The organism is Oceanobacillus sp. AG (genome assembly GCF_009746545.1).
Lineage (GTDB): Bacteria > Bacillota > Bacilli > Bacillales > Amphibacillaceae > Oceanobacillus > Oceanobacillus indicireducens.
In genome coordinates this window covers 43,254-64,825 of the sequence record NZ_WOWT01000020.1, presented here as the reverse complement: position 1 = coordinate 64,825, position 21,572 = coordinate 43,254, and the positions used below count along the sequence as shown (strand labels likewise).

General features: G+C 39.9%; 21 protein-coding genes and 2 riboswitches. Of the genes, 15 read left to right on the top strand and 6 right to left on the bottom strand.

Annotated features, from left to right (window positions below; all coding sequences use genetic code 11):
• The first annotated feature begins 77 nt into the window (after positions 1-77).
• From GN217_RS11865 to GN217_RS11855, 3 genes are all read left to right on the top strand, one after another.
• Positions 78-797 (top strand): GntR family transcriptional regulator, encoded by a 720-nt coding sequence (locus GN217_RS11865; RefSeq protein WP_156856897.1) that lies wholly within the window; start codon positions 78-80, stop codon positions 795-797.
• Between the two features lie 182 nt (positions 798-979).
• Complete coding sequence (locus tag GN217_RS11860; RefSeq protein ID WP_156856896.1) at positions 980-2,167, top strand: NupC/NupG family nucleoside CNT transporter; 1,188 nt, start codon at positions 980-982, stop codon at positions 2,165-2,167.
• Positions 2,168-2,337: 170 nt separating this feature from the next.
• On the top strand, positions 2,338-2,862 hold the full coding sequence (locus GN217_RS11855; protein ID WP_156856895.1) for a GNAT family N-acetyltransferase: 525 nt from the start codon (positions 2,338-2,340) through the stop codon (positions 2,860-2,862).
• Between the two features lie 428 nt (positions 2,863-3,290).
• Here the strand turns inward: GN217_RS11855 and GN217_RS11850 are convergent, their stop codons facing one another.
• Both GN217_RS11850 and GN217_RS11845 read right to left on the bottom strand, forming a co-directional pair.
• Positions 3,291-4,433, bottom strand: coding sequence for an ABC transporter permease (locus tag GN217_RS11850; RefSeq protein WP_156856894.1), 1,143 nt, complete (start codon positions 4,431-4,433; stop codon positions 3,291-3,293).
• Positions 4,421-5,134, bottom strand: a complete 714-nt coding sequence (locus GN217_RS11845) for an ABC transporter ATP-binding protein (protein WP_156856893.1) — start codon at positions 5,132-5,134, stop codon at positions 4,421-4,423. The genes GN217_RS11850 and GN217_RS11845 overlap by 13 nt, the downstream gene beginning before the upstream one ends.
• 159 nt (positions 5,135-5,293) lie before the next feature.
• Here GN217_RS11845 and GN217_RS11840 point away from each other — a divergent pair, with 159 nt between their 5' ends.
• Positions 5,294-5,902 (top strand): TetR/AcrR family transcriptional regulator, encoded by a 609-nt coding sequence (locus tag GN217_RS11840; protein WP_156856892.1) that lies wholly within the window; start codon positions 5,294-5,296, stop codon positions 5,900-5,902.
• A gap of 245 nt (positions 5,903-6,147) precedes the next feature.
• On the opposite strand, the gene GN217_RS11835 is transcribed toward GN217_RS11840, so the two are convergent.
• The 3 genes from GN217_RS11835 to GN217_RS11825 all read right to left on the bottom strand — a co-directional run bounded on the left by GN217_RS11835 (position 6,148) and on the right by GN217_RS11825 (position 8,661).
• Positions 6,148-6,843 (bottom strand): HAD family hydrolase, encoded by a 696-nt coding sequence (locus tag GN217_RS11835; protein WP_232334420.1) that lies wholly within the window; start codon positions 6,841-6,843, stop codon positions 6,148-6,150.
• Positions 6,844-6,857: 14 nt separating this feature from the next.
• Positions 6,858-7,742 carry a fumarylacetoacetate hydrolase family protein gene (locus tag GN217_RS11830; RefSeq protein WP_156856890.1) on the bottom strand — a complete coding sequence of 295 codons (885 nt, stop codon included), beginning with the start codon at positions 7,740-7,742 and terminating at the stop codon, positions 6,858-6,860.
• A gap of 196 nt (positions 7,743-7,938) precedes the next feature.
• Positions 7,939-8,661: a dihydrofolate reductase family protein gene (locus GN217_RS11825; RefSeq protein ID WP_198042643.1), complete on the bottom strand. Its 723-nt coding sequence runs from the start codon at positions 8,659-8,661 to the stop codon at positions 7,939-7,941.
• A 117-nt stretch (positions 8,662-8,778) separates the two neighbouring features.
• Between GN217_RS11825 and GN217_RS11820 the strand changes: the two genes are divergently transcribed.
• From GN217_RS11820 to GN217_RS11800, 5 genes are all read left to right on the top strand, one after another.
• Positions 8,779-9,669: a LysR family transcriptional regulator gene (locus GN217_RS11820; protein WP_156856888.1), complete on the top strand. Its 891-nt coding sequence runs from the start codon at positions 8,779-8,781 to the stop codon at positions 9,667-9,669.
• 229 nt (positions 9,670-9,898) lie between these two features.
• Positions 9,899-10,693: an ABC transporter ATP-binding protein gene (locus tag GN217_RS11815; RefSeq protein ID WP_156856887.1), complete on the top strand. Its 795-nt coding sequence runs from the start codon at positions 9,899-9,901 to the stop codon at positions 10,691-10,693.
• A 203-nt stretch (positions 10,694-10,896) separates the two neighbouring features.
• Positions 10,897-11,835 carry a glycine betaine ABC transporter substrate-binding protein gene (locus GN217_RS11810; RefSeq protein WP_156856886.1) on the top strand — a complete coding sequence of 313 codons (939 nt, stop codon included), beginning with the start codon at positions 10,897-10,899 and terminating at the stop codon, positions 11,833-11,835.
• A gap of 150 nt (positions 11,836-11,985) precedes the next feature.
• A riboswitch (purine riboswitch) is annotated at positions 11,986-12,086 on the top strand.
• A 175-nt stretch (positions 12,087-12,261) separates the two neighbouring features.
• Positions 12,262-13,566, top strand: coding sequence for an NCS2 family permease (locus GN217_RS11805; RefSeq protein ID WP_156856885.1), 1,305 nt, complete (start codon positions 12,262-12,264; stop codon positions 13,564-13,566).
• 150 nt (positions 13,567-13,716) lie between these two features.
• Positions 13,717-14,454, top strand: coding sequence for a gamma-glutamyl-gamma-aminobutyrate hydrolase family protein (locus GN217_RS11800; RefSeq protein WP_232334417.1), 738 nt, complete (start codon positions 13,717-13,719; stop codon positions 14,452-14,454).
• Positions 14,455-14,472: 18 nt separating this feature from the next.
• Here GN217_RS11800 and msrA read toward each other — a convergent pair whose 3' ends face one another.
• Entirely contained in the window at positions 14,473-15,009 is a 537-nt protein-coding gene (gene msrA / locus GN217_RS11795) for a peptide-methionine (S)-S-oxide reductase MsrA (RefSeq protein WP_156856884.1), read from the bottom strand.
• A gap of 87 nt (positions 15,010-15,096) precedes the next feature.
• On the opposite strand from msrA, the gene GN217_RS11790 reads away from it, so the two are divergent.
• The 6 genes from GN217_RS11790 to purL all read left to right on the top strand — a co-directional run bounded on the left by GN217_RS11790 (position 15,097) and on the right by purL (position 21,561).
• Positions 15,097-15,807 (top strand): MOSC domain-containing protein, encoded by a 711-nt coding sequence (locus tag GN217_RS11790; RefSeq protein ID WP_156856883.1) that lies wholly within the window; start codon positions 15,097-15,099, stop codon positions 15,805-15,807.
• Between the two features lie 18 nt (positions 15,808-15,825).
• Positions 15,826-16,110 (top strand): DUF3219 family protein, encoded by a 285-nt coding sequence (locus GN217_RS11785; RefSeq protein ID WP_156856882.1) that lies wholly within the window; start codon positions 15,826-15,828, stop codon positions 16,108-16,110.
• Positions 16,111-16,147: 37 nt separating this feature from the next.
• Positions 16,148-16,741, top strand: coding sequence for a DUF2179 domain-containing protein (locus tag GN217_RS11780; RefSeq protein ID WP_156856881.1), 594 nt, complete (start codon positions 16,148-16,150; stop codon positions 16,739-16,741).
• Positions 16,742-17,502: 761 nt separating this feature from the next.
• A riboswitch (purine riboswitch) is annotated at positions 17,503-17,605 on the top strand.
• 104 nt (positions 17,606-17,709) lie between these two features.
• The gene (gene purE / locus GN217_RS11775; protein ID WP_156856880.1) at positions 17,710-18,201 is read left to right on the top strand and encodes a 5-(carboxyamino)imidazole ribonucleotide mutase; all 492 of its coding nucleotides are present in this window, start codon (positions 17,710-17,712) and stop codon (positions 18,199-18,201) included.
• On the top strand, positions 18,188-19,315 hold the full coding sequence (gene purK / locus GN217_RS11770; RefSeq protein ID WP_156856879.1) for a 5-(carboxyamino)imidazole ribonucleotide synthase: 1,128 nt from the start codon (positions 18,188-18,190) through the stop codon (positions 19,313-19,315). The genes purE and purK overlap by 14 nt, the downstream gene beginning before the upstream one ends.
• 29 nt (positions 19,316-19,344) lie before the next feature.
• Positions 19,345-21,561 (top strand): phosphoribosylformylglycinamidine synthase subunit PurL, encoded by a 2,217-nt coding sequence (purL, locus tag GN217_RS11765; RefSeq protein WP_156856878.1) that lies wholly within the window; start codon positions 19,345-19,347, stop codon positions 21,559-21,561.
• The last annotated feature ends 11 nt before the right edge of the window (positions 21,562-21,572 follow it).

Genomic DNA, 21,572 nt, shown 5'->3' with positions numbered 1-21,572 from the left:
CGGGTTTAATATCAAAATTTCTATTGAAAGCGTTCTGACCATGCTATACAATATGAAAATGGAGAGGAGAGCGCTCATTGAAAAGTCACTATCAAAAACCGCGTTACTTGATTGTTATCGAACAAATCAGAGAAAAGATAAACAATGGTGAACTTGAACCGGGAGAACAATTGCCATCCGAAACAGCTTTGGCAAAGGCACTTGGCGTATCAAGGAACACATTACGGGAAGCATTACGAATACTAGAAGAAGAAAATATTATTATCCGTAAACATGGGATTGGCACATTCGTAAATCGGGTACCTGTATTCCAGGGTGGCATTGAAGAACTATTCAGTATTACTGAATTGATTGAAAGACAAGGAAAAAAACCAGGAACAGAAATCTTATTTACAGGTATTGTCGGACCGCATCGAGATGATATAGAAGAGTTGGAATTGGAGGAGGACGAGCAGGTTTTCCTAGTGAAACGTGTTCGGACGGCAGATGAAGTCCCTTTAGTTTATTGTATTGATAAAGTTCCGGATAGTATTCTTCCTAAGGGTTATAAACTGGGAGAAGAATCAATTTTCAACTCCTTAGGTGAAGCTGGGATTGTAATTAACCATGCCAGGTCTCAGATCAATACAATTGCCTATCACGACGAAATATCAAAAATCATGAACTGTGACAAGCATACGCCGCTTCTTGTGTTGCGACAGGTTCATTTTGATGAGTCGAATCGACCTGTACTTTATTCGATTAATTATTTCCGTTCGGATCAAATAACATTTAACGTATTGCGGAAAAGAGTATAAATTGAGCGAGTGAACCATTTCAAACCGAAGCATATTTTACGCTTCCAGAAGCTCTGGAAGCAAAATCCAGCACTATACTTGTAGGACGTCCAATCATACGCAGATAAATGGAAATAGTTAGAATTATTTCTTATATAATGTAAGCTGTTTCAGTTGAAGCGGCTAATAAAGGAGGAAAAATAATGGATATCATCCTAGGTATCGTAGGGATTGCCGTTATCCTTGGCTTAGCATATCTATTTTCCAATGATAAGAAGAACATTAATTTTAAAGGTATTGGAATTATGCTAGCTTTACAGCTACTTATTACGTGGTTTATGTTCGCGACAGAAATTGGAGCGAAGATTATTAATGGCATTTCCGCTGTATTTAACAAACTGATTGAATTTGGACAAGAAGGAATTGGATTCGTTGTTGGTGGGTTTGAACTCCAAGAGGGTGGCGTATTCTTCTTTAACGTACTATTGCTTATTGTATTCTTTGCCACACTTCTTTCCGTTTTAAACTATTTAAAAATCTTACCAACGATTATTAAATGGGTTGGAGGCTTGGTGTCTAAGGTTACCGGCATTCCAAAAATCGAAGCCTTTAACGGGGTAAATAGTATCTTCTTTGGACAATCGGAAGCTTTACTTGCGATTAAGGCACAGTTTCACCACTTGACAGATAATCGATTATACATGGTTAGTGCTTCCGCGATGAGTTCGGTATCAGCTTCCATTATAGGAGCTTATATCCAGATTTTGCCGGCAGAGTATATCCTTGTTTCCTTACCATTAAACATGTTTGGTGGTTTAATCATTGCATCGATTATTGCTCCAATTAATGTGCCGAAAGAAGAGGACGTCGTGGATGTTCAAGATGTCAGCACAGAAAAGAGTGTATTTGAAGCGATGGGGAATGGTGCACTCGACGGTGGTAAAATTGCATTAATCGTTGCGGCTAACTTGATTGCATTTATTGCATCATTGGAGCTAGTCAACTGGTTAATTGAATCAGTCCTAGCAGGTGTAACATTGCAACAAATCCTAGGATATATCCTTGCACCGCTTTCCTTCTTAATGGGGATTGCGCCGAGTGAAATTATTGAAGCAGGGTCTATTATGGGAACGAAGATTGTAACGAATGAGTTCGTTGCAATGCTTGAATTCCAGCCATTGATGGAGACCATGTCTGAGAAAACAATTGGAATCGTCAGCGTTTTCCTAACAAGCTTTGCTAACTTCTCTTCTATTGGAATTATTGCTGGAACAGTGAAAGGGATTGATGGAGAGAAGGCGAGTATCGTTTCTAGATTCGGTTTGAAACTCCTATTTGGTTCCATTCTTGTTTCTATCCTATCTGCAACGATTGCAGGTTTATTCCTATAATTGAATAAGATAGAATTTCCTAAATCAGCTCGAAGTCTCTAGTAAAAAATGAGACTTCTAGCTGATTTTTATTTTCTCGGGCTTCTTTTTTTAAAATTATTTTGTTGACAAAAACTGTCCAACCTTTATTCTTAACTTAAAATGAAAATTTTAATGAGCGAGGTAAAAGGATGGGTACGATTTTTGTTAGAAAAGCAACAGAACAAGATTTAGCAGATATTATGACGATTATTGATCATGCAAGAGCGTTACTAAAAGCGGATGGCAGTGAGCAATGGCAAAATGGAAATCCGAGCGAGGAAACAATCCTTCAAGATATTGAAAAAGGCTATGGTCAGCTTCTAATTGTTAATGGTGAAATTGCAGGGACTGCTGCATTACTGACAGACCCTGACCCAAACTATGAGATTATCCATGATGGCTCATGGAATAATGACTTGCATCCTTATGCAACGATACACCGGTTAGCTATTTCTAATGAATTCAGAGGAATGCGTCTAGCGAATTATCTCTTTTCCAACTTGCTCACATTAGCTTATAGTCAAGGATTCCGAAATTTCAGGATCGATACGCATAAAAAGAATTTACGGACACAAGGGTTGATTGAGAAGTTTGGCTTTGAATATCGCGGAAGAATCTTTGTAGATCCAAGTCCGGAAGGGGAGCGGAAAGCTTATGAACTTCATCTGGAATAATTGCTTTTCATGTAATTAATAACTTTCATAGTCAGAAACAGTTAGCTTCCCTCTGGTATAATTAGTGAAACCAAGTAATTCATAATAGTAACGGACACGTTTCCAAATTAATGGAGTGAATAGAGACGTTTTAATCTTTAATCGCTCGTTTGAGCATATCAACTAATAAAATGTATGTGTAGAATAAACAAGGGGCCTACGTATAGTCCCCTTGTTATAGCTGCCTCCTGGGTTAATTAGGTCTAATTAAAACTTCATTCACATATAACGTAATCAGGCTGTGTTACTGCATACACGACTGCACGAGCAATGTCAACAGGAGCTAATTTTTTCCTGCCTTCTTCAAATGGACTTTTCGAACTTAGGGGTGTTTTTGACCATACCTGGTGAAATACTAGTGGTGCAACAGTGGGAAAATTCTCTGCATACTAGGCCGCTCGCTGCCGTTTTAAGACAAGCATATTCAATAAAATAAATACAATTGTAAAGCCGATTAATACGATAAAATCATTTGCTATGTCGGAAAAGTCATATCCGCGAATCATGACATTTTGCAGAGCATCTGTCGCATAGGAAAGCGGCATGATTTTACTGATGAACGTTACCCATCCAGGAGCGTTCGATAAATCAAAAATTCCACTGAAAAAGAATTGTGGTATTACTGCCACTGGAATGAATTGGAGTAACTGAAACTCTGTGCGTGCAAAAGTAGACAGTAATAAACCTAATGATAATGCGACGGTAGCGACGATGATATTCATAAATAGCAATAGCCAGTAACTGCCAAGTCGATCCACATGCAGAATATCGACAATCATAATTTGGATGATTACAGTCTGTATCGTAACGAATAAAAAGAAACCTAAAAAATAACCGAATACAATAGATGATCGTTTTAATGGGGTTGCAAGCGTCCGTTCCAACGTACCGGAAGTGCGTTCCCTGAGAAAACTAATCCCGGCGATAAGGAAGACAAATAGAAAAATGAAAAAGCCCATTAAAGCAGGTGCGACTTGATCAAATAAATCAGCATTCTCATCGAGGTATAAATAATTGATTTCAGGTTCTTCCATTAATAAATCGACTTTTGGAAAATCAATCGGGATCGATTGACCAGTTTGTTGTTGCATATTCTTGAGTACAATTGTTAACTCATCTTGCATAACCTCAAAGTCTTCTTTCAATTCCTCCGCACGTTCTTTTTGAAACGTTTGTAAGGAGCTTTGAATCGCTTGCATCACTGGTGATTTTTTCGTAATGTCGCCGCCTTCAATTTCAATATAAGGTGTGTTAGCTTCCATATAAAAATATGCATCGATATCTTGAGTTTTCATTGCTTGTAACGCTTCTTCTTCTGAGGGAAACTCGATAATATGCGCTTCGGCTTCCAGTGAATCCTGTAATGATTGCTCAAGATCGATGATGCCAATATTCGGTTCATCACTAGAGCTTCCCATGATAACGTATAGAAGTCCAAGCACAAATACGGGGGCTAAAAGCAAGAAGAGAAGCGTACGTTTATCTTTGATCACCTGTTGGATGACCCGAATGGCAACAGTTAAGATTTGCATAATTTTTCACCTGCTTTCAAAAACGCTTCCTCAATCGTCCCGTATGTTTGTTTTAATGCTTCAGGTGTGCCAGCATCAATCAGTCTACCATCAGAAACAATTAATAGTCGGTCACAGCGTTCTGCTTCATCCATTACATGAGTCGAGACTAGGAAACTTTTGCCCTGATCACGTAAACGCTGAAATTCATTCCAAAAAACACGTTTTAATGCGGGGTCAATGCCAACAGTTGGTTCATCTAAAAAGATAAGCTGAGGGTTATGAATCAAACTAATAGCGAGACTTAGCCGCCGCTTCATTCCTCCAGAATAATGTTGTACAGCCTTCTTGGTTTCTGAATCAAGATTAACAAAGGAAAGAGATTCTTGAATTCGCATTTTTAAATTTTTGCCCCCAAGACCATAGAGTCTTCCAAAGTAAGCTAAATTGGCCCTAGCAGTCAGCTCTTCATAAAGAGCATCGGATTGAGCCATATACCCAATCTGTTTCATAGGTTTTAACGATGGTTGTTTAATACCTAGTACGTGGATTTCCCCTTCCGTTGGTCGCGACATGCCAATTAATGCTTTGATTAGTGTTGTTTTCCCAGATCCGCTCGGTCCAAGCAATCCAACAATTTCCCCTTTATCCATTGAAAAGGTAACATCTTGTAGAATAACCTTTTTGCCGTAAGTTTGTTTTACATTCCTTACATCAATCATATAGCCACCTCCAAATTAATTTACAGCTGTTGTTTATATTACGTAACGTTGTATAATTAAAGTAGCACAGACTTGATAGGCTATTCAATATTCAATAGTTGGCACTTTGTCAGTTATTTTACAAAATAAGTCTTTTTGTTTAATAAAGGTGTGAAAATCATGACTAAAAAGCAAGATCTACGAATACAGCGAACGAGAAAGTCATTGAATCAAGCGCTCATAACATTAATGGAAAAAAAGAATTTCCAAGCGATTACAATTCAAGAACTAGCGGATGAAGCAATGATTAACCGCGTCACTTTTTATTTACACTACGTTGATAAATACGAGTTACTTGAAGAATGTGTGAAGGATAATTTGGATGAGATTATGCTCAAGCACCTTTCACCAGTCAGGCATATTAGAAAAGGTGTTGTTTATACAGAGGCATTTCGTCCTATTGTGATGGATATTTTAAAAAGTGTGGAGAACAACGAACGTTTTTTCCGAGTTATGATCCAATCAAACTGTGAAGGATTGATTAAAGATTATTTTATTGGACTAGTACAAACAAAATTCCTTCCTCAATTGGGGGAGATGTTTTCTGACATTCAATCGAACAGACATGTAGACGTTACGATACAGTTAATTGTTTCCGCTATTCTAGGAGTTATCACTTGGTGGATTGTTTCAGAAGAAAGAGAAAGTCCCGAAGAAATTGCAGCAATCGTTGTTGATGTTGTGACGAAAGGGCCTGCTTATGTGTTGGGATTGAAAACGGAGAAATAAAAGTGGAAGGGAAAAGTTATTAAAGGTAGTATTTGATTCTTTAAACGGTTGATATTCAAGCTGTTTTATAGAAAGACATATGATAAAGAAGACCGTAGATGCTGTTACGTTTACGGTAACAATCAACTGAACCCCGGCAAGAGGGGCTAGGTAGCTTAGGTGAATAATCCCTCACTTATCAGCTAAAGTGCATGAGGGATTATTTTTATGTCCGTCAACAATTGAGCTTATAACTTTTAAGTCTTTTAGTCAAACTTTCTTTTAATCCACTCGAAAAGCTCTGAAGTAGAAGAGACCGTGCTCGTTGCGATATTTTTCTCTCGTTTTTCATTTCTTGGGTTAAACCAAATAGAATTCCAGCCTGCTTCCCTGGCACCAATAATATCATTCGAATAACTGTCTCCAATATACCAAGTTGTTGCTTTATTAAGTTGGAATCTCTTTTCCGCTAGTTCAAAGATTCCTTTGTCTGGTTTAGCAATGCCATCTTCCCCGGAAACGAAAATCTTTTCTGGTGTAAAATACTTATCTAAACCAAGATTTCTTATTTTATTGCGCTGATGGAATTTAGGTCCATTCGTTATGATAATACTTAAAATTTCTTTCTTCATTAGAAAATCCAAAATTTCGGTAATAAGTGGATAGACTTTGATTTCTTGTTGGTACTGTTCATAAGTTTTTTGAAACACAATCGCTTGTTCATTGTTAATCTCTAACCCTAATTGTTTAAGTGTTTCTTTGATCCGGAAAATATGTGACTGGTCTAACGTCCAAAGTTGATTCTTCTCCTTAACGAAAGCTATCTCACCATTAATCTGAAATATCTCATGGAACTTCCAAAAATCGATTCGGTCTTCTTGGATAAATTCTCGAAAGGCTTTCTTGAGCGGTTGTGCCCGGTCATAGAGTGTGTCGTCTAAATCAAAAGCTAGTGTGTAGATTAGAATTCTCTCCTTTAATTCTCGACAAGTTTATTTGTTAATCTTCCAATGTTTTCAATCGTTACTTCCATTTCATCTCCAGCTTGCAGCCATGTTTGATTTTCTGGTGTATACCCTAAAATAACACCTTCCGGGGTACCGGAGAAGATCACATCCCCTGGCTTTAATGTCATATATTGGGAAATATAACTAATAAGCGTTGCACAATTGAAAATCATATGTTTCGTGTTGCTGGATTGCCTAACCTCGCCATTAATCTTACACTCAATGTTCAGGTTTGCTGGATCAATCGCATCACTTGTAACGAGGTACGGTCCGATTGGAGCAAATCCATCAAGTGTTTTCCCGAGCAGCCACTGACCAGTCTTCATTTGCAGGTCTCGTGCAGATACATCATTTCCAACACTATATCCATATACATAAGATAGGGCTTCATCTTCAGCAACGTTACTGGCTTCTCTCCCAATCACAATAACAAGTTCAGCTTCATAGTCATATTTTTTAGCGGACCCAGGTAAGGGAATCGTTTGCTTGTGCCCGGTTAATGCATTATTAAATTTACTGAAGAGCACAGGAGATTCTGGTATCGCCATATCTGCTTCTTCAGCGTGAGGGATGTAGTTTAATCCGACACATAAGATTTTTTCGGGGTGGAGAACAACAGAGGCGAAGGAAACATCATTTTCATGTAAAGAATAGGATTGTTTACTTGCTTCAAGAGCGGCAATGACATGGGATAGTTGCTCTTCTCCTTCTTTGCCGGAACGAATTAATTCATCGATCGTTTGTGGGAGTGGCAAGTTATGTTGCGTGGCCGCTTCACTTAAATTAAAAAGCCCATCTTCGGTTTTAAGACTGAGCAATCGTTTGTTGTTTTTAATTACATGACCTAGTTTCATTGTTATATTTCCCCCTTGTTTTTATTTTGGTATTTGTAAAACAATCTTAATTATATGGTATCATTTTTAGTAAGGATTTAAGAGGCTATAATGAATGGTACAGATAAAAAATGAGTTGTGAGCCATTTAATGATAGGCTCTCAACTCATTTATCATGATCATTTACAAATTTTATACGATTGATTCCTACTGACTATCAATCATTTTTCACCGAATACCTAATCCATAACGTACCATGCTCCAGCTCTTTAACGGATTTGAGTTCAAAAGCTGTTGGTTTAATACTGGAATATGGCTCCTTTGCAACAAAGAAACGATTGCCCTCCGGATCAGCATTTGCGATTGGCGCTAGAATCATGCTCACTTCATCAACGAGACCATTTTGGATGAAGGACCAATTAATCGTTCCGCCTCCGCCAACCATCATCCGTTTGATTTGGAAGAGATTATAGAACTTATCGAGCATGACAGCATAATCTATTTCATTTTCACCAGCGATAATGTAAGAAATTTCATTTTTTCTAAGAAAATCTTTATAGGCATTTGAAGCTTCCTCGGTTAAGACTTCGACAACGTGGGCAGGAACACCGCCATAACCGTAATTGTTTTTTTCAAAGGCTAATTCTCCGCGTGGGTCGATCGATAAGTAATACATAGGAGCTTCAGCGTCAGCTACAAAGTCACCATCAGGTACAGGTTCCGCGTTCTTGTCCAGCTTGGGCCTTTTATAAAGGGTAATATTGTCTTCTGTGGACGTTTTACCGTTCAGGTAGCCTTGGATATTGAATTGCTGTTTCTCTGGGTCTAAGGAAAGTTCTTGATATTGTCGACTTGCTTCTTCAAATTCTTTTAAATCCATGACATCAATATTTCCGTCAATTGCCGTGTGCGTGTGGATAATAATATATGGTTTGTTCAATTCTCTTCCTCCTCTTGTACGATCTTTTCTCATTCCATTTTAAAATGTTATGATGTTAATATCTAATGCCTATATCAAATAATCTATTATACGTTTAAAGCATGGGGGAGAAGAATTATGGAAATTCGCGTGTTGCGTTATTTTATTGCAGTCGCTAATGAACAAAATATTTCAGCGGCTGCGAAATCATTGCACTTATCACAACCGACATTGTCTAGACAATTAAATGACCTGGAGGAACAATTAGATACCGTATTATTTACAAGAGGAAACCGCAAAATCACGCTGACTGAGGAAGGGGTGTTTTTATTAAGAAAAGCAAAAGAAATTGTTGAGCTCGTTGATAAGACAGAAGCCAATTTCAAGCAATCCACAGAAGTAATCAGTGGAGATATTTACATTGGTGCGGGAGAGACCGAGGGAATGCAATTTATCGCAAAGACTTGGAGAGAACTACTGGAACGTTATCCAATGATTCATTTCCATCTCTATAGCGGGAATGCGGATGATATTACGAGTAAATTGGATAGTGGAATATTAGATTTCGGTATCGTGATTGAACCAGTCGACAAACAAAAATATGATTATATTAAATTACCAGCTACCGATGTGTGGGGTGTCTTAATGCGGAAAGATAGTCCATTAGCTTTGAAGTCGTTTATTGAACCGGATGATTTGATTGGTAAGCCATTAATCATATCCCGGCAAACGGCTGTCAGTAATGAAATGACTGGCTGGTTGGGGAGAAATATTGAAGATTTTAATATTGCCGGGACGTATAATCTTCTTTACAATGCTGCCCGGATGGTGGAAGAAAATATTGGTTACGCACTATGTTTAGATAAACTTATTAATACATCGGGGGATAGCAATCTCTGTTTTAGACCGCTTCAGCCGAAATTAGAAGTTAACTTAAATATTATTTGGAAAAAACATCAAGTGTTTTCAAATGTGGCGAAGAAATTTTTGGATCAGCTGCGATATAATATTGAAACTTATAGAAAGTGAGGAAGTGTATGCGGTGTTCGTTTAACAAAAGAGAAATTGGGTCTCATTAACGAGATTTTAAATAAGTAAGGAAGAGAAAAGGGGATGTCTAATCAAATATGGTAGACAACCCCTTATTTATACTTTTAGACACTTGCTTAGGCTCATCATATTTATTGAGTTGTTTTCAGAAATATCCTACAATGTGGAGTATTATATTAAATTTATCGGAATAGAGGAGGGATCAGGAATGGAAAGCATTATCCATTTGCAAGACGTAATCTGGAGGAGGAACAGGCGAGAGATTTTGAAAAATATCAATTGGGAAGTGAAATCGGGGGAACATTGGTGCATTTTAGGATTGAATGGATCGGGGAAGACCTCGATATTAAATATAGTGACAGGATATAATTATCCGACAGCGGGAGGGGTTTCCGTTCTTGGAAATGAATTTGGTAAAACGAATATCCCGGATTTAAGGAAGCGAATCGGTTATGTCAGTAATTCACTTGGACAATTTTCCCAGAGCTTGAACCGGGAAAAAGTCGAAAATATTATCGTAAGCGGAAAGTTTGCTTCCATCGGTTTATATGAAGAAGTGCAGCAGGAGGACTGGGAAAAAGCGGATGAGTTGCTATCGACTTTACGTTTACGCTACGTTAGCGGAAAACATTATCAAGATTTATCGCAAGGGGAACAGAGACGGGTGTTAATCGCTCGAGCCCTCATGGCTGATCCTGAGATTTTGATTTTAGACGAGCCATGTTCCGGGCTTGATGTATTGTCGCGGGAAGAAGTGCTTGGATTGATGAATGATATTAATAAGCGGGATTGTCATTTACTTTATGTCACCCATCATATTGAAGAAATAGTAGAAGCAATTTCTCATGTCTTGCTCGTCCGTGATGGTGAAATTGTTGCGGCTGGACGAAAACAAGAAGTGCTTACGGATGATTTATTATCAGAGACATTTAAAATTCCTGTCACTGTTCGCTGGGACGATGAGCGTCCATGGTTAACCATTCCAAAAATCAAAGTACATTGAGTAATTTAGTAAAAGGGCAGTATTTAATGAATAAACCGTCTGAGACAGTCTTTAAGAAAAACCATCCCGTGAAACATCCGTATATGCGAGAATATGCGGTTTGAGTATGTTGGCTAGAAAGGGTAAACTTTTAACCTATACGTTGTTTCTCGAAGTAAACAAATTTAAATAGGAGAAACGGAACTAACATAAGGGGTGTAAATTTGGATTTCAAGAAGTTTAAGTATGCAAGTTTGATTTTAGGACTTTTAATTACATTGCTGCTTGCAGCATGTGGTGACAAAGAAGAAGGTACGGATTCAGATAGTGGTAGTACAGACAGTAATGGGGAAGTAGATTATAGTGAGGCGGTCGATTACACGATTATAGGTATCGAACCAGGAGCAGGAATATCTGTTACGACAGAGGCTGCGATAGAAGAGTATGATAGTTTACAAGGATGGAATGTTGAACTATCTTCCACTGGTGCTATGATGACGGAGCTCGATAATGCAATCCGGAATGAAGAGCCAATTGTTATTACTGGCTGGAACCCGCATTGGATGTTTGCGGCACATCCAGATATGAAGTATTTGGATGATCCGCTTGAGATTTATGGCGGAGAAGAAAGTATTCATTCAATGAGCAGACGCGGGTTTGAAGAAGAACAACCGGAAGCTTACAAGATGATTGAACAGTTTGAATGGAACGTGGAAGATATGGAAGAGATTATGTATGAAGCGGAAGAAACCGGTGATGATATCAATCAAATCGCTGCCCAATGGGTAGAAGATAATGAAGATAGAGTTTCTGCTTGGTCAGAAGGTGTCGAGGATGTGGACGGTGTTGAAGTTGAGCTTGTGTCCACACCATGGGACTCGGAACGCGCATCCTCAGGAGTGTTAAAAGCAGCTATGGAGCAGAAAGGATTTGACGTAAGTGTAACAGAAGTGGATGTTGCTATTGTGTTTGAATCCCTTGCGACAGGCGATGCAGATGCTACATTAGCAGCATGGTTACCAATTACGCACAGAGAATTCTATGAAACTTATCAAGATGATATCGTAGACATGGGGCCAAACTTAGTCGGCGCCAAAATCGGTTTAGTCGTACCAGAATATATGGACATTGATTCTATCGAGGACTTGAATCCTAATAATTAAATGGAAGTGGAAGAACCAAGACAGGCAATTTAATGTCTTGGTTCTTTTTTTTGATTTCACTCCAAATTGCAACAAATACGAATGTTAATTGCGAAATATTAAATAACATTCGGGTTTTATTGACAAATATTGTCGAGAAGAGTAGAATGAGTTTATAATTAAATGCAATTGCGTATAATTTCGGGAATATGGCCCAAAGTCTCTACCAAACCACCGTAAACGGTTTGACTACGCAGGATGATTAATGAAGCTTTTTTCCGCTATCATTATTCAACTCTTGTGCTTTGGTAGACGCTCCTTATCCGAGCGTTTTTTTATTTTTATAGTATTCAATTTTAATAGGGTAAGCTCAAAAGGGTAAGGGGACAATTCAAAGCAAAATTTTCCGTTCGCAACGCATTTTCCAATTTTAGGAGGAAAAGTGGAATGAAAAAGTATTTTCAGTTTGAAGAGCTCGGCACAAATTACAAAACAGAATCCATTGCAGGGCTGACTACCTTTCTAGCAATGGCATACATTCTTTTTGTTAACCCGGCAACACTTTCAGCTGCGGGGATGCCTGAGGGTGCGGTATTTACAGCAACAGCAGTAGCCGCTGCAGTAGGTACACTAACAATGGGTGTACTCGGGAAATATCCTGTCGCACTTGCACCGGGAATGGGCTTGAACGCATTCTTCGCATATACCGTTGTTTTACAATACGGAATACCTTGGGAAACTGCTCTATCAGGAGTTCTTGTATCCGGAGTTATTTTTATCTTCTTATCTTTATCAGGTTTAAGAGAAATTATCATTAATGCAATCCCTGGAAATTTGAAGCTTGCAGTAGGTGCAGGGATTGGCTTATATATTGCTTTTATCGGTTTATCGAGTGCAGAAATTGTCGTTGCAAATGAAGCGACACTTGTAGGGCTTGGAAATTTACGGGATCCGAATGTGCTGCTGACAGTATTTGGTCTGATTGTGGCCGTTGTTTTACTTTTAAGAGGCGTTAAAGCGGGAATTTTTTACGGGATGATTCTGACGGCGATTATCGGGATGATCTTTGGATTAATTCCTGTTCCACAAGGGATTGGCGATATTGTTGGTACTGTACCGAGCTTAGCCCCTACGTTTGGTCAAGCATTCATTAATTTTGGTGATATATTCACCGTTGAGATGCTTATTGTTATTTTAACGTTCTTATTCGTTGATTTCTTTGATACAGCTGGTACATTAGTTGCAGTTGCAACTCAAGCTGGTCTTGTGAAAGACAATAAACTTCCACGGGCTGGTCGTGCATTACTTGCAGACTCAACAGCAACAGTTGTCGGTGCGGTTGTCGGTACGTCAACAACGACATCTTATGTGGAGTCAACTGCTGGTGTTGGTGCAGGTGGACGAACTGGTTTTACATCGGTTGTAACAGCAGGACTTTTCCTGTTGGCCTTATTCTTTTCCCCACTCCTTGCAATTGTCACAAGTGCAGTTACGGCTCCAGCGTTGGTGATTGTGGGGGTCATGATGGCGTCACAGCTTAAGAATATTGAATGGGATCGTTTCGAAGTTGCCGTTCCTTCCTTCTTTATCGTGCTGATGATGTCTCTTACTTATAGTATCGCAACAGGAATTGCGATTGGCTTTATATTTTATCCGATTACGATGATTGTAAAGGGGAAAGCGAAAGAAATCCACCCGATCATGTACGGATTATTCGTTACCTTTATATTGTATTTTATTTTCTTAAGCTAAAAAACAAAGGCGGAAGTGCTGGCAATTTTAGGTTTCCGCAGATCGTTTTTCAGGCAATGAAAAAAGTCGAGCCTCTATTAGGTTCGGCTTTTTTTGTATAAGTAATAATTAAAAGTACTAGATGATACAATATAGGGTAGGGAGGGATCGATGGTGAGACCTTTAATTGGGGTAGTACCGGGAATGGAATTAAATGAGAAGCATTATAAAATAACGAAAAATAATATGCTCGCAATCGAACAAGCAGGGGGAATTCCTCTTGTGGTGCCTTATTTAACGAATTCAGATATGATAGGTGAACTAATTGATCGGATTGACGGACTGTTTCTAACGGGTGGAGATGATATTGATCCGATCTACTTTAATGAAGAACCCCATTTGAATCTTGGACCGTTTATCCCAGATCGGGATGCGTTTGAAATGAAAATAACAAGGGAAATTTTAGCGAAAGATAAGCCGGTATTTGGAGTGTGTAAGGGGGCGCAAATGTTGAATCTTGCAGCTGATGGTGATATGTATCAGGATATTCACGGGCAACTAAAGGGTGAGCTGATTCAACATCGTCAAAAGGCTGCCAATTATGTACCAATCCATGCAGTCGAATTAATGAAGGGTTCTTTGATCTATCGGTTGGCCGAGGAGAAAACGATTCGAGTGAATAGTTATCATCATCAGGCAAATCGTAAGCCTGGTAAGCATTTTATCATTAGCGGAAAAGCGCGTGATGGCGTTGTTGAAGTTGTGGAAAGCACAGTTCACCGTTTTGCATTAGGAGTCCAGTGGCATCCGGAACATATGAAAGATCCTGTGTCGAAAAAGATATTTCGTGGATTTGTTGCTGCGTGTGAAGAAGGAAAAAGAGAAAAGAAAAAGGCTTGGGAAGATTGAATTTCCCAAGCCTCCATTTTAATTTTCAGTCATAACATTCCAATGGGTTTCGATAAATTCATCTCGCCCAGATTTCGCCCGGTCTTTCTCATATACTTCTTTTTCTTTTTTATAGAAGTCTTGATGGTATTCTTCCGCCGGGTAAAAACGAGTTGCCGGAAGGATTTCTGTTACAATCGGTTTCTTAAAAGTTCCACTTTCTGCTAACTTTTCCTTTGATTGTTGTGCCTTCTCCTTTTGCTCTGGAGTCGTATGAAAAATTGCTGTCCGGTATTGGCTGCCGCGATCATGAAATTGACCACCAGCATCAGTTGGGTCGATTTGCTTCCAATATAAATCAAGAATGGTATCATAGCTTATTATCTCAGGGTCGAACGTGATTTCAACTGCTTCGTAATGGCCGGTTTCCCCTGTTTTCACTTGTTCGTAGGTTGGATTTTCCACCTGGCCACCCGTATAACCGGAGATTACGCTATGAACGCCTTCCCATGTATCAAACGGCTTTACCATGCACCAGAAGCAGCCACCTGCAAATATTGCTTTTTCTACAGCCATATCTATACCTCCAAGTCTTTCGGTTTCTTTCTAACATTCTTTCATATAGAATAAAATTAATAATATCATGGAAAAGCAGGTGAAACAATGGAGGAGCCACATCTACATAAATTGTTTATTGGGAAAGTGCAGCGGGTAGGTAAAGAAAATGCGGAAAATCCATTGGAAAGACAATGGGAAACAGGGATTTTTAAAGGTGAAACGAAAGGGCCGGTCTGGCTTAGTAAAACTGGTTTTATAGGCGATGAAGTTGGCGATAAGAAGAATCACGGTGGAATGGAGAAGGCTGTTTTTTGCTATCCGATCAAGCATTATACATACTGGCAGGAGAAATATGACCATGAAGATCTGGTAATGGGAGGTATGGGAGAGAACTTTGCTGTGCTTGAAATGGATGAATTCAGTGTATGTATTGGTGATACGTACAAGGTCGGTGATGCAGTGATTCAGGTTTCACAGCCCCGACAGCCATGCTGGAGACCGGCACGCCGTTTTCAGATTCTTGATCTCGCTCTCCAGATTCAGAATACAGGAAGGACAGGCTGGTATTTCCGTGTACTTGAAGAAGGTAATGTCGAAGCGGATAGTCCAATTGACTTGTTGGAGCGCCCTTATCCACAGTGGACTGTTCAAGCAGCGAATGAAGTGATGCATTTTTATAAAGATGATTTACGGCTCGCAGACGAACTAGCATCCTGTGAATTGTTGGCTGAGAATTGGGTCAAGCGTTTGAGGAAGCGATTGCGCGGTCAAGAGTCGGGAATTGATCGGCGTGTATTTGGTCCGAATAAAGAATAAGTTAGGAGCGGATAAGTCATGGAAGTTGTTCTGAATGAATTGAAACTAGATGCGCAGAATGTTAAAGAGGAAATTAGGGAAGATAAAGGAAAGGTACGAAAATTTATCGCTTTTGACTTTAAAGTTCATAGTGACGACTATCATGACGTGACGACGGAACTATATAAAAATGATTTTTTAGTCCGTGTGCCGGAAAGAAATCTTGAGTTCCAAGCAGTGATTCATAACTATTCGACTTCCGTTACAGATTTATATGTGCAAGATGCGGTTGGGGATTTTAAGTTGGAACTAATTGAAAAGTAAGAAGAAAGAATAGATGTTTTCCGAGGGGGGAATGGCGATGCTTGAAAATGCGTTAATTATGGTGGCAATTATTTTTATAATCAATGTCGTCTATGTATCAATGTTTACAGTGCGGATGATTTTTACATTAAAAGGCAAGCGTTATATCGCAGCTTTAGTAGGTATGTTTGAAGTTGTCATCTATGTCATCGGGTTAGGGTTAGTGCTTGACAATTTGAATGAGATCCAGAACTTGGTTGCTTATGCGCTCGGTTTTGGACTTGGCGTAATTGTCGGTTCCATGATTGAAGAAAAGCTCGCGCTCGGATATATCGTTGTGAATGTAACCTCCTCCAATCCGGACATTAAGTTCACCCAACAGATTAGGGAAAAGGGGTTCGGTGTTACGAGTTGGTATGCTTATGGGATGGAAGGGGACCGCTTAGCGATGCAAATCTTGACACCGAGAAAGTATGAACTTTCCTTATATGAACTCATTCAAGAAATTGATCCGAAAGCATTTATCATCTCTTATGAGCCAAAGCAAATCCATGGTGGGTTCTGGGTGAAACAAGTGAAGAAAAGTAAGATTCAAAAGCATCATGAAGAGCTCGTGGAAGAACATGAGAAGGAGAAAGAGGAAGAAGGCTGAGGCATTTAGTTTATATACACTTTGATATGTGTGGAGTCGCAGATATCAAAGTGTTTTTTTATTTTATTATGGTTGCTTTCCCATTAAGGCAAGAAGAATGAGCTAAAGGGCAAATAAAGTCCGGTTATTTTCCTAATAAAGCAAGAAGAGTGAGCTAAAGGGAAAATAAAGTCCAGTTATTTTCCCGATAAAGCAAGAAGAATGAGCTAGAGGGCAAATAAAGTCCGGTTATATTCCCAATAAAGCAGGAAGAATGAGCTAAAGGGCAAATAAAGCCCGGTTATTTTCCTAATAAAGCAAGAAGAATGAGCTAAAGGGCAAATAAAGTCCGGTTATATTCCCAATAAAGCAGGAAGAATGAGCTAAAGGGCAAATAAAGCCCGGTTATTTTCCCAATAAAGTAAGAAGAGTGAGCTAAAGGGAAAGTAAAGCCCGGTTATATTCCCAATAAGGCAAGAAGAATGAGCTAAAGGGCAAATAAAGCCCGGTTATTTTCCCAATAAGGCAAGAAGAATGAGCGAATGGGCAAATAAAGCCCAGTTGTCTAACCATATGCCCCGCTCACTTTAAATATTTGCTGAATAAGAGTTACACAACACTATCATTTTCAGGCCAGAAAATTTGAGCAAACCACTAAAGTGGGACAAATGCTCTGACCCCCTGTCCCAGAAAAAGAGTGAAATCCGAACATTAATAGATAAAGTTATTTTATCGTTCGATTTTTGTTGATTTTCCTTCTTTGTTTTGATATGATTAACGCAGAAAAAGTGAATAAAACACCTCATATATTTCATGGAGAATATGGCTCCGAAGTTTCTACCCTTGACCGTAAATCTAAGGACTATGAGGGAAGATGGGGCATTATGCAAAATAATGATGAATGTTTGTCTACTCGTAGTCTATCATCTTCTCTTATATGAGGAGAACTGGATAGACTTTTTTAATCTTGATGGAAAGTAGGGATTTTCATGGCTTTAGTAGGTGTAATCATGGGAAGTATCTCCGATTGGGAGACGATGGAACTTACGTGCAAGGTACTTGAAGAATTAGAAATTCCGTATGAAAAAGAAGTAATTTCTGCGCACCGTACACCGGATGACATGTTTGAATATGCGAAAAATGCCCGGAAGCGCGGACTGAAAGTAATTATCGCTGGTGCGGGGGGAGCGGCACACTTACCAGGAATGGTAGCCTCGCAAACCAATCTTCCGGTTATCGGCGTACCAGTCCTGACGAGAGCGCTGAACGGACTAGATTCCTTACTATCGATTGTGCAAATGCCTGGTGGCGTACCGACTGCGACTGTAGCTATTGGAAAAGCCGGAGCGACGAATGCAGGAATTTTAGCTGCTCAGATTATAGGTGCTTATGATGAAGGAACAGCGAATAGATTAGTAGATTATCGAAATGGAATGAAAGAAAAAGTAGCAGAAATGAGGGAAGACCTTGCAGACAAATAAAGTGATTCTACCACCGAAAACGATTGGAATTATTGGCGGCGGACAACTTGGTCGGATGATGGCAATCGCGGCGAGATACATGGGATATAAAATCGCTGTCTTGGACCCGACACCAGATTGTCCCACGGCTCAAGTGGCGGATACACAAATTACTGCAGCGTACGATGACATGAATGCCATCCAAGAACTGACAAAAATCAGTGATGTCATTACGTATGAATTTGAAAATGTTGATTTGGAAGCAGCGACGTATATTGAATCCCTTGGTAAATTACCTCAAGGTGCCCTCGCGCTTGAAGTCACGCAAAACAGAGAGAAAGAAAAAACAACAATCAAAGATCTTGGTCTCCCAGTACCGGACTTTTCCATTGTAAGAAATGGAGAAGAAGCAAAAGCTGCATTAGAAACAGTGAAACTACCTGCTGTTATAAAAACATGCCGTGGCGGTTATGACGGAAAAGGCCAGCTGAAAATCGAGACGGAAGCGGATAAAGAAGAAGCAATCCGATTTGCGGAAGAACGGAAACATTGCATCATTGAAGAGTGGGTTTCTTTTGATAAAGAAATTTCCGTCGTGTTTTCAAGGACTGCAACAGGTGAGATTGAGTATTTCCCGATTTCTGAGAATGAGCATCGCGACCATATTTTATATAAAACAATCGTCCCGGCTGCTGTTAGTAAACTGGTTCAAGAGAAAGCGTACCATGCGGCGAAATTACTCGGGGAGAAGATGGGAATTGTCGGAACCTTTGCGATTGAGATATTTGTAAGTGGAGATGACATTTACTTAAATGAAATGGCACCTCGACCGCATAATTCTGGTCATTACAGTATTGAAGCATGTAACGTATCACAGTTCGATCAACATGTCCTCGCTATTTGCGGGCTTCCATTAAAGGATATTGAATTATTACAGCCAGCAGTGATGGTGAACGTGCTCGGTGAACATGTCGAAGGATTACTTGAACATATGCAAAAGAGTTCGTTGGGGCACAGCCATTTATATGGTAAAGCTAGTGTGAAAGAAAAGCGGAAGATGGGTCATATTACTTTTGTCGCTAAGGACGAGCAAGCAGTATTGCGCCAAGTTGCGGCTTATGAAAACGGCAAGTAGCAAAATTCCAAACACGGAGGGGAAAAGGAATGAGCAATAATTCAATGACAAATGAGCAAATTGAAACGGAAAAAATCTATCGAGAAATGGGATTAACGGATGAGGAGTTCCAACTCGTAAAAGAAAAAATGCAGCGACTCCCGAATTATACGGAAACTGGAATTTTCTCCGTTATGTGGTCAGAGCATTGTAGCTATAAAACATCGACACCATTATTAAAAAAATTCCCGACAAAAGGCGAACATGTCCTCCAAGGGCCTGGTGAAGGTGCTGGTGTTGTTGATATTGGTGACGAGCAGGCGGTTGTCTTTAAGATTGAAAGCCATAACAGCCCGTCTTACGTTGAACCGTTCGAGGGTTCGGCTACAGGAGTCGGCGGGATCTTACGTGACGTATTTTCGATGGGAGCTAAGCCGATCGCTGCACTCAATTCCCTTCGTTTTGGAAAGTTGGATCAAGACCGGACGAAATGGTTATTCACTGAAGCAGTTCGCGGTATTGCGAATTACGGAAATACGATTGGAGTTCCAACAGTTGGCGGGGAAGTTCAATTTGATGAAAGCTATGAAGAGAATCCGCTTGTCAACGCGATGGTCGTTGGGCTCGTTAATCATCAAGACGTACAAAAAGGGGTAGCAGCTGGTGTTGGTAATACAGTCATTTATGCCGGTGGGAAGACTGGAAGAGACGGAATCCATGGTGCTACATTCTCCTCTGATATTGTGGAAGCGGAAGAAGATCATAAGTCAGCTGTTGCGATTGGTGACCCGCATATGGGTAAGAAACTGATTGAAGCTTGTCTAGAAGTCATTCATTCGGATGCACTTGTTGGAATCCAAGATATGGGAGCGGCAGGCCTTACATCTTCAGCAAGTGAAATGGCGAGTAAGGCGGGAACTGGGATGGAACTCGTTCTTGACCATGTTCCGCAGCGGGAAGAAAATATGAACGCATACGAAATGATGTTATCGGAATCCCAAGAGCGCATGTTGCTAGTTGTAGAAAAGGAGCGGGAGCATGAAATCATAGCCATTTTCGAGAAGCATGGTGTTGAAGCAGTAGCAATAGGTGAGGTACTTGAAGAAGAAGTTTTCCGAATTAAACATCAAGGTGAAATCTATGCGGAAATCCCAGTTGCAGCTCTGACAGATGATGCACCTGTGTATGAGATGCCGTCTAAAGAACCGGATAATTATCGCGCATTACAAGCACAGGAAGTTGCAATCCCTGCTGACTTGAACCATAGTGAAATGCTCCGGACTTTATTACAGCAGCCGACAATCGCTAGTAAGGAATGGGCGTATAAACAATATGATTCAGAAGCGCAAGGGAACACGATTGCTGGACCTGGTCATGATGCAGCAGTCGTAAAGATTGATGGAACGGATAAAGCAATCGCGATTACAACGGATTGTAATTCTCGTTATCTATATTTAGATCCGAAAGTGGGTGGACAAATTGCGGTCGCTGAAGCAATCAGGAACATTGTTTGTACTGGTGCGAAGCCACTTGCCATCACCGACGGGTTAAACTACGGAGACCCGACAAAGCCTGAGAACTTCTGGCAAATGGAACAGAGTATCGACGGGATCCGTGAAGCTTGTCTAGCACTTGAGACACCGGTAATCAGCGGGAATGTATCGCTTTACAATGAGTCGAAAGGTGAAGCGATCATGCCGACACCAATTATCGGAATGGTCGGTTTACTGGAAGATACGAAATATTTAACTCCGAACACGTTCCAAGCAGCAGGTGATGCGATTTATCTCATTGGAGAAACAAAGGCAGAATTTGGTGGAAGTGAGTTGCAAAGTGTTTTGGAAGGAAAGTATGCAGGAAAAGCACCAGCAATTAACCTTGATATAGAAATTGCAAGACAGAAGCAAATCTTAGAAGCAATTAGGAGCGGGGTTGTTGCATCGGCTCATGATATTTCAGAAGGTGGTTTTGCCGTTGCCCTTGCTGAATCCGCATTTAATGAGAAAGGTTTAGGAGTGGCAGTTACGCTGGAAGGGGACGCGACTACTGCATTATTCAGTGAAACCCAGTCGCGTTATATTCTTTCTGTTAAAAAAGAAAACAAAGCGAAATTTGAGGAAATTGTTCGTGACGCAACCGAAATCGGCACGGTGACAACAGATGGAATATACGAAATCCAAGTAAGTGGCCAAGCAATCATTAAGGAAAATGTAGACCAACTCAATACGCTCTGGAAAGAAGCAATCCCGGCGTTATTGAAATCTTAAAGCTAAAAGAG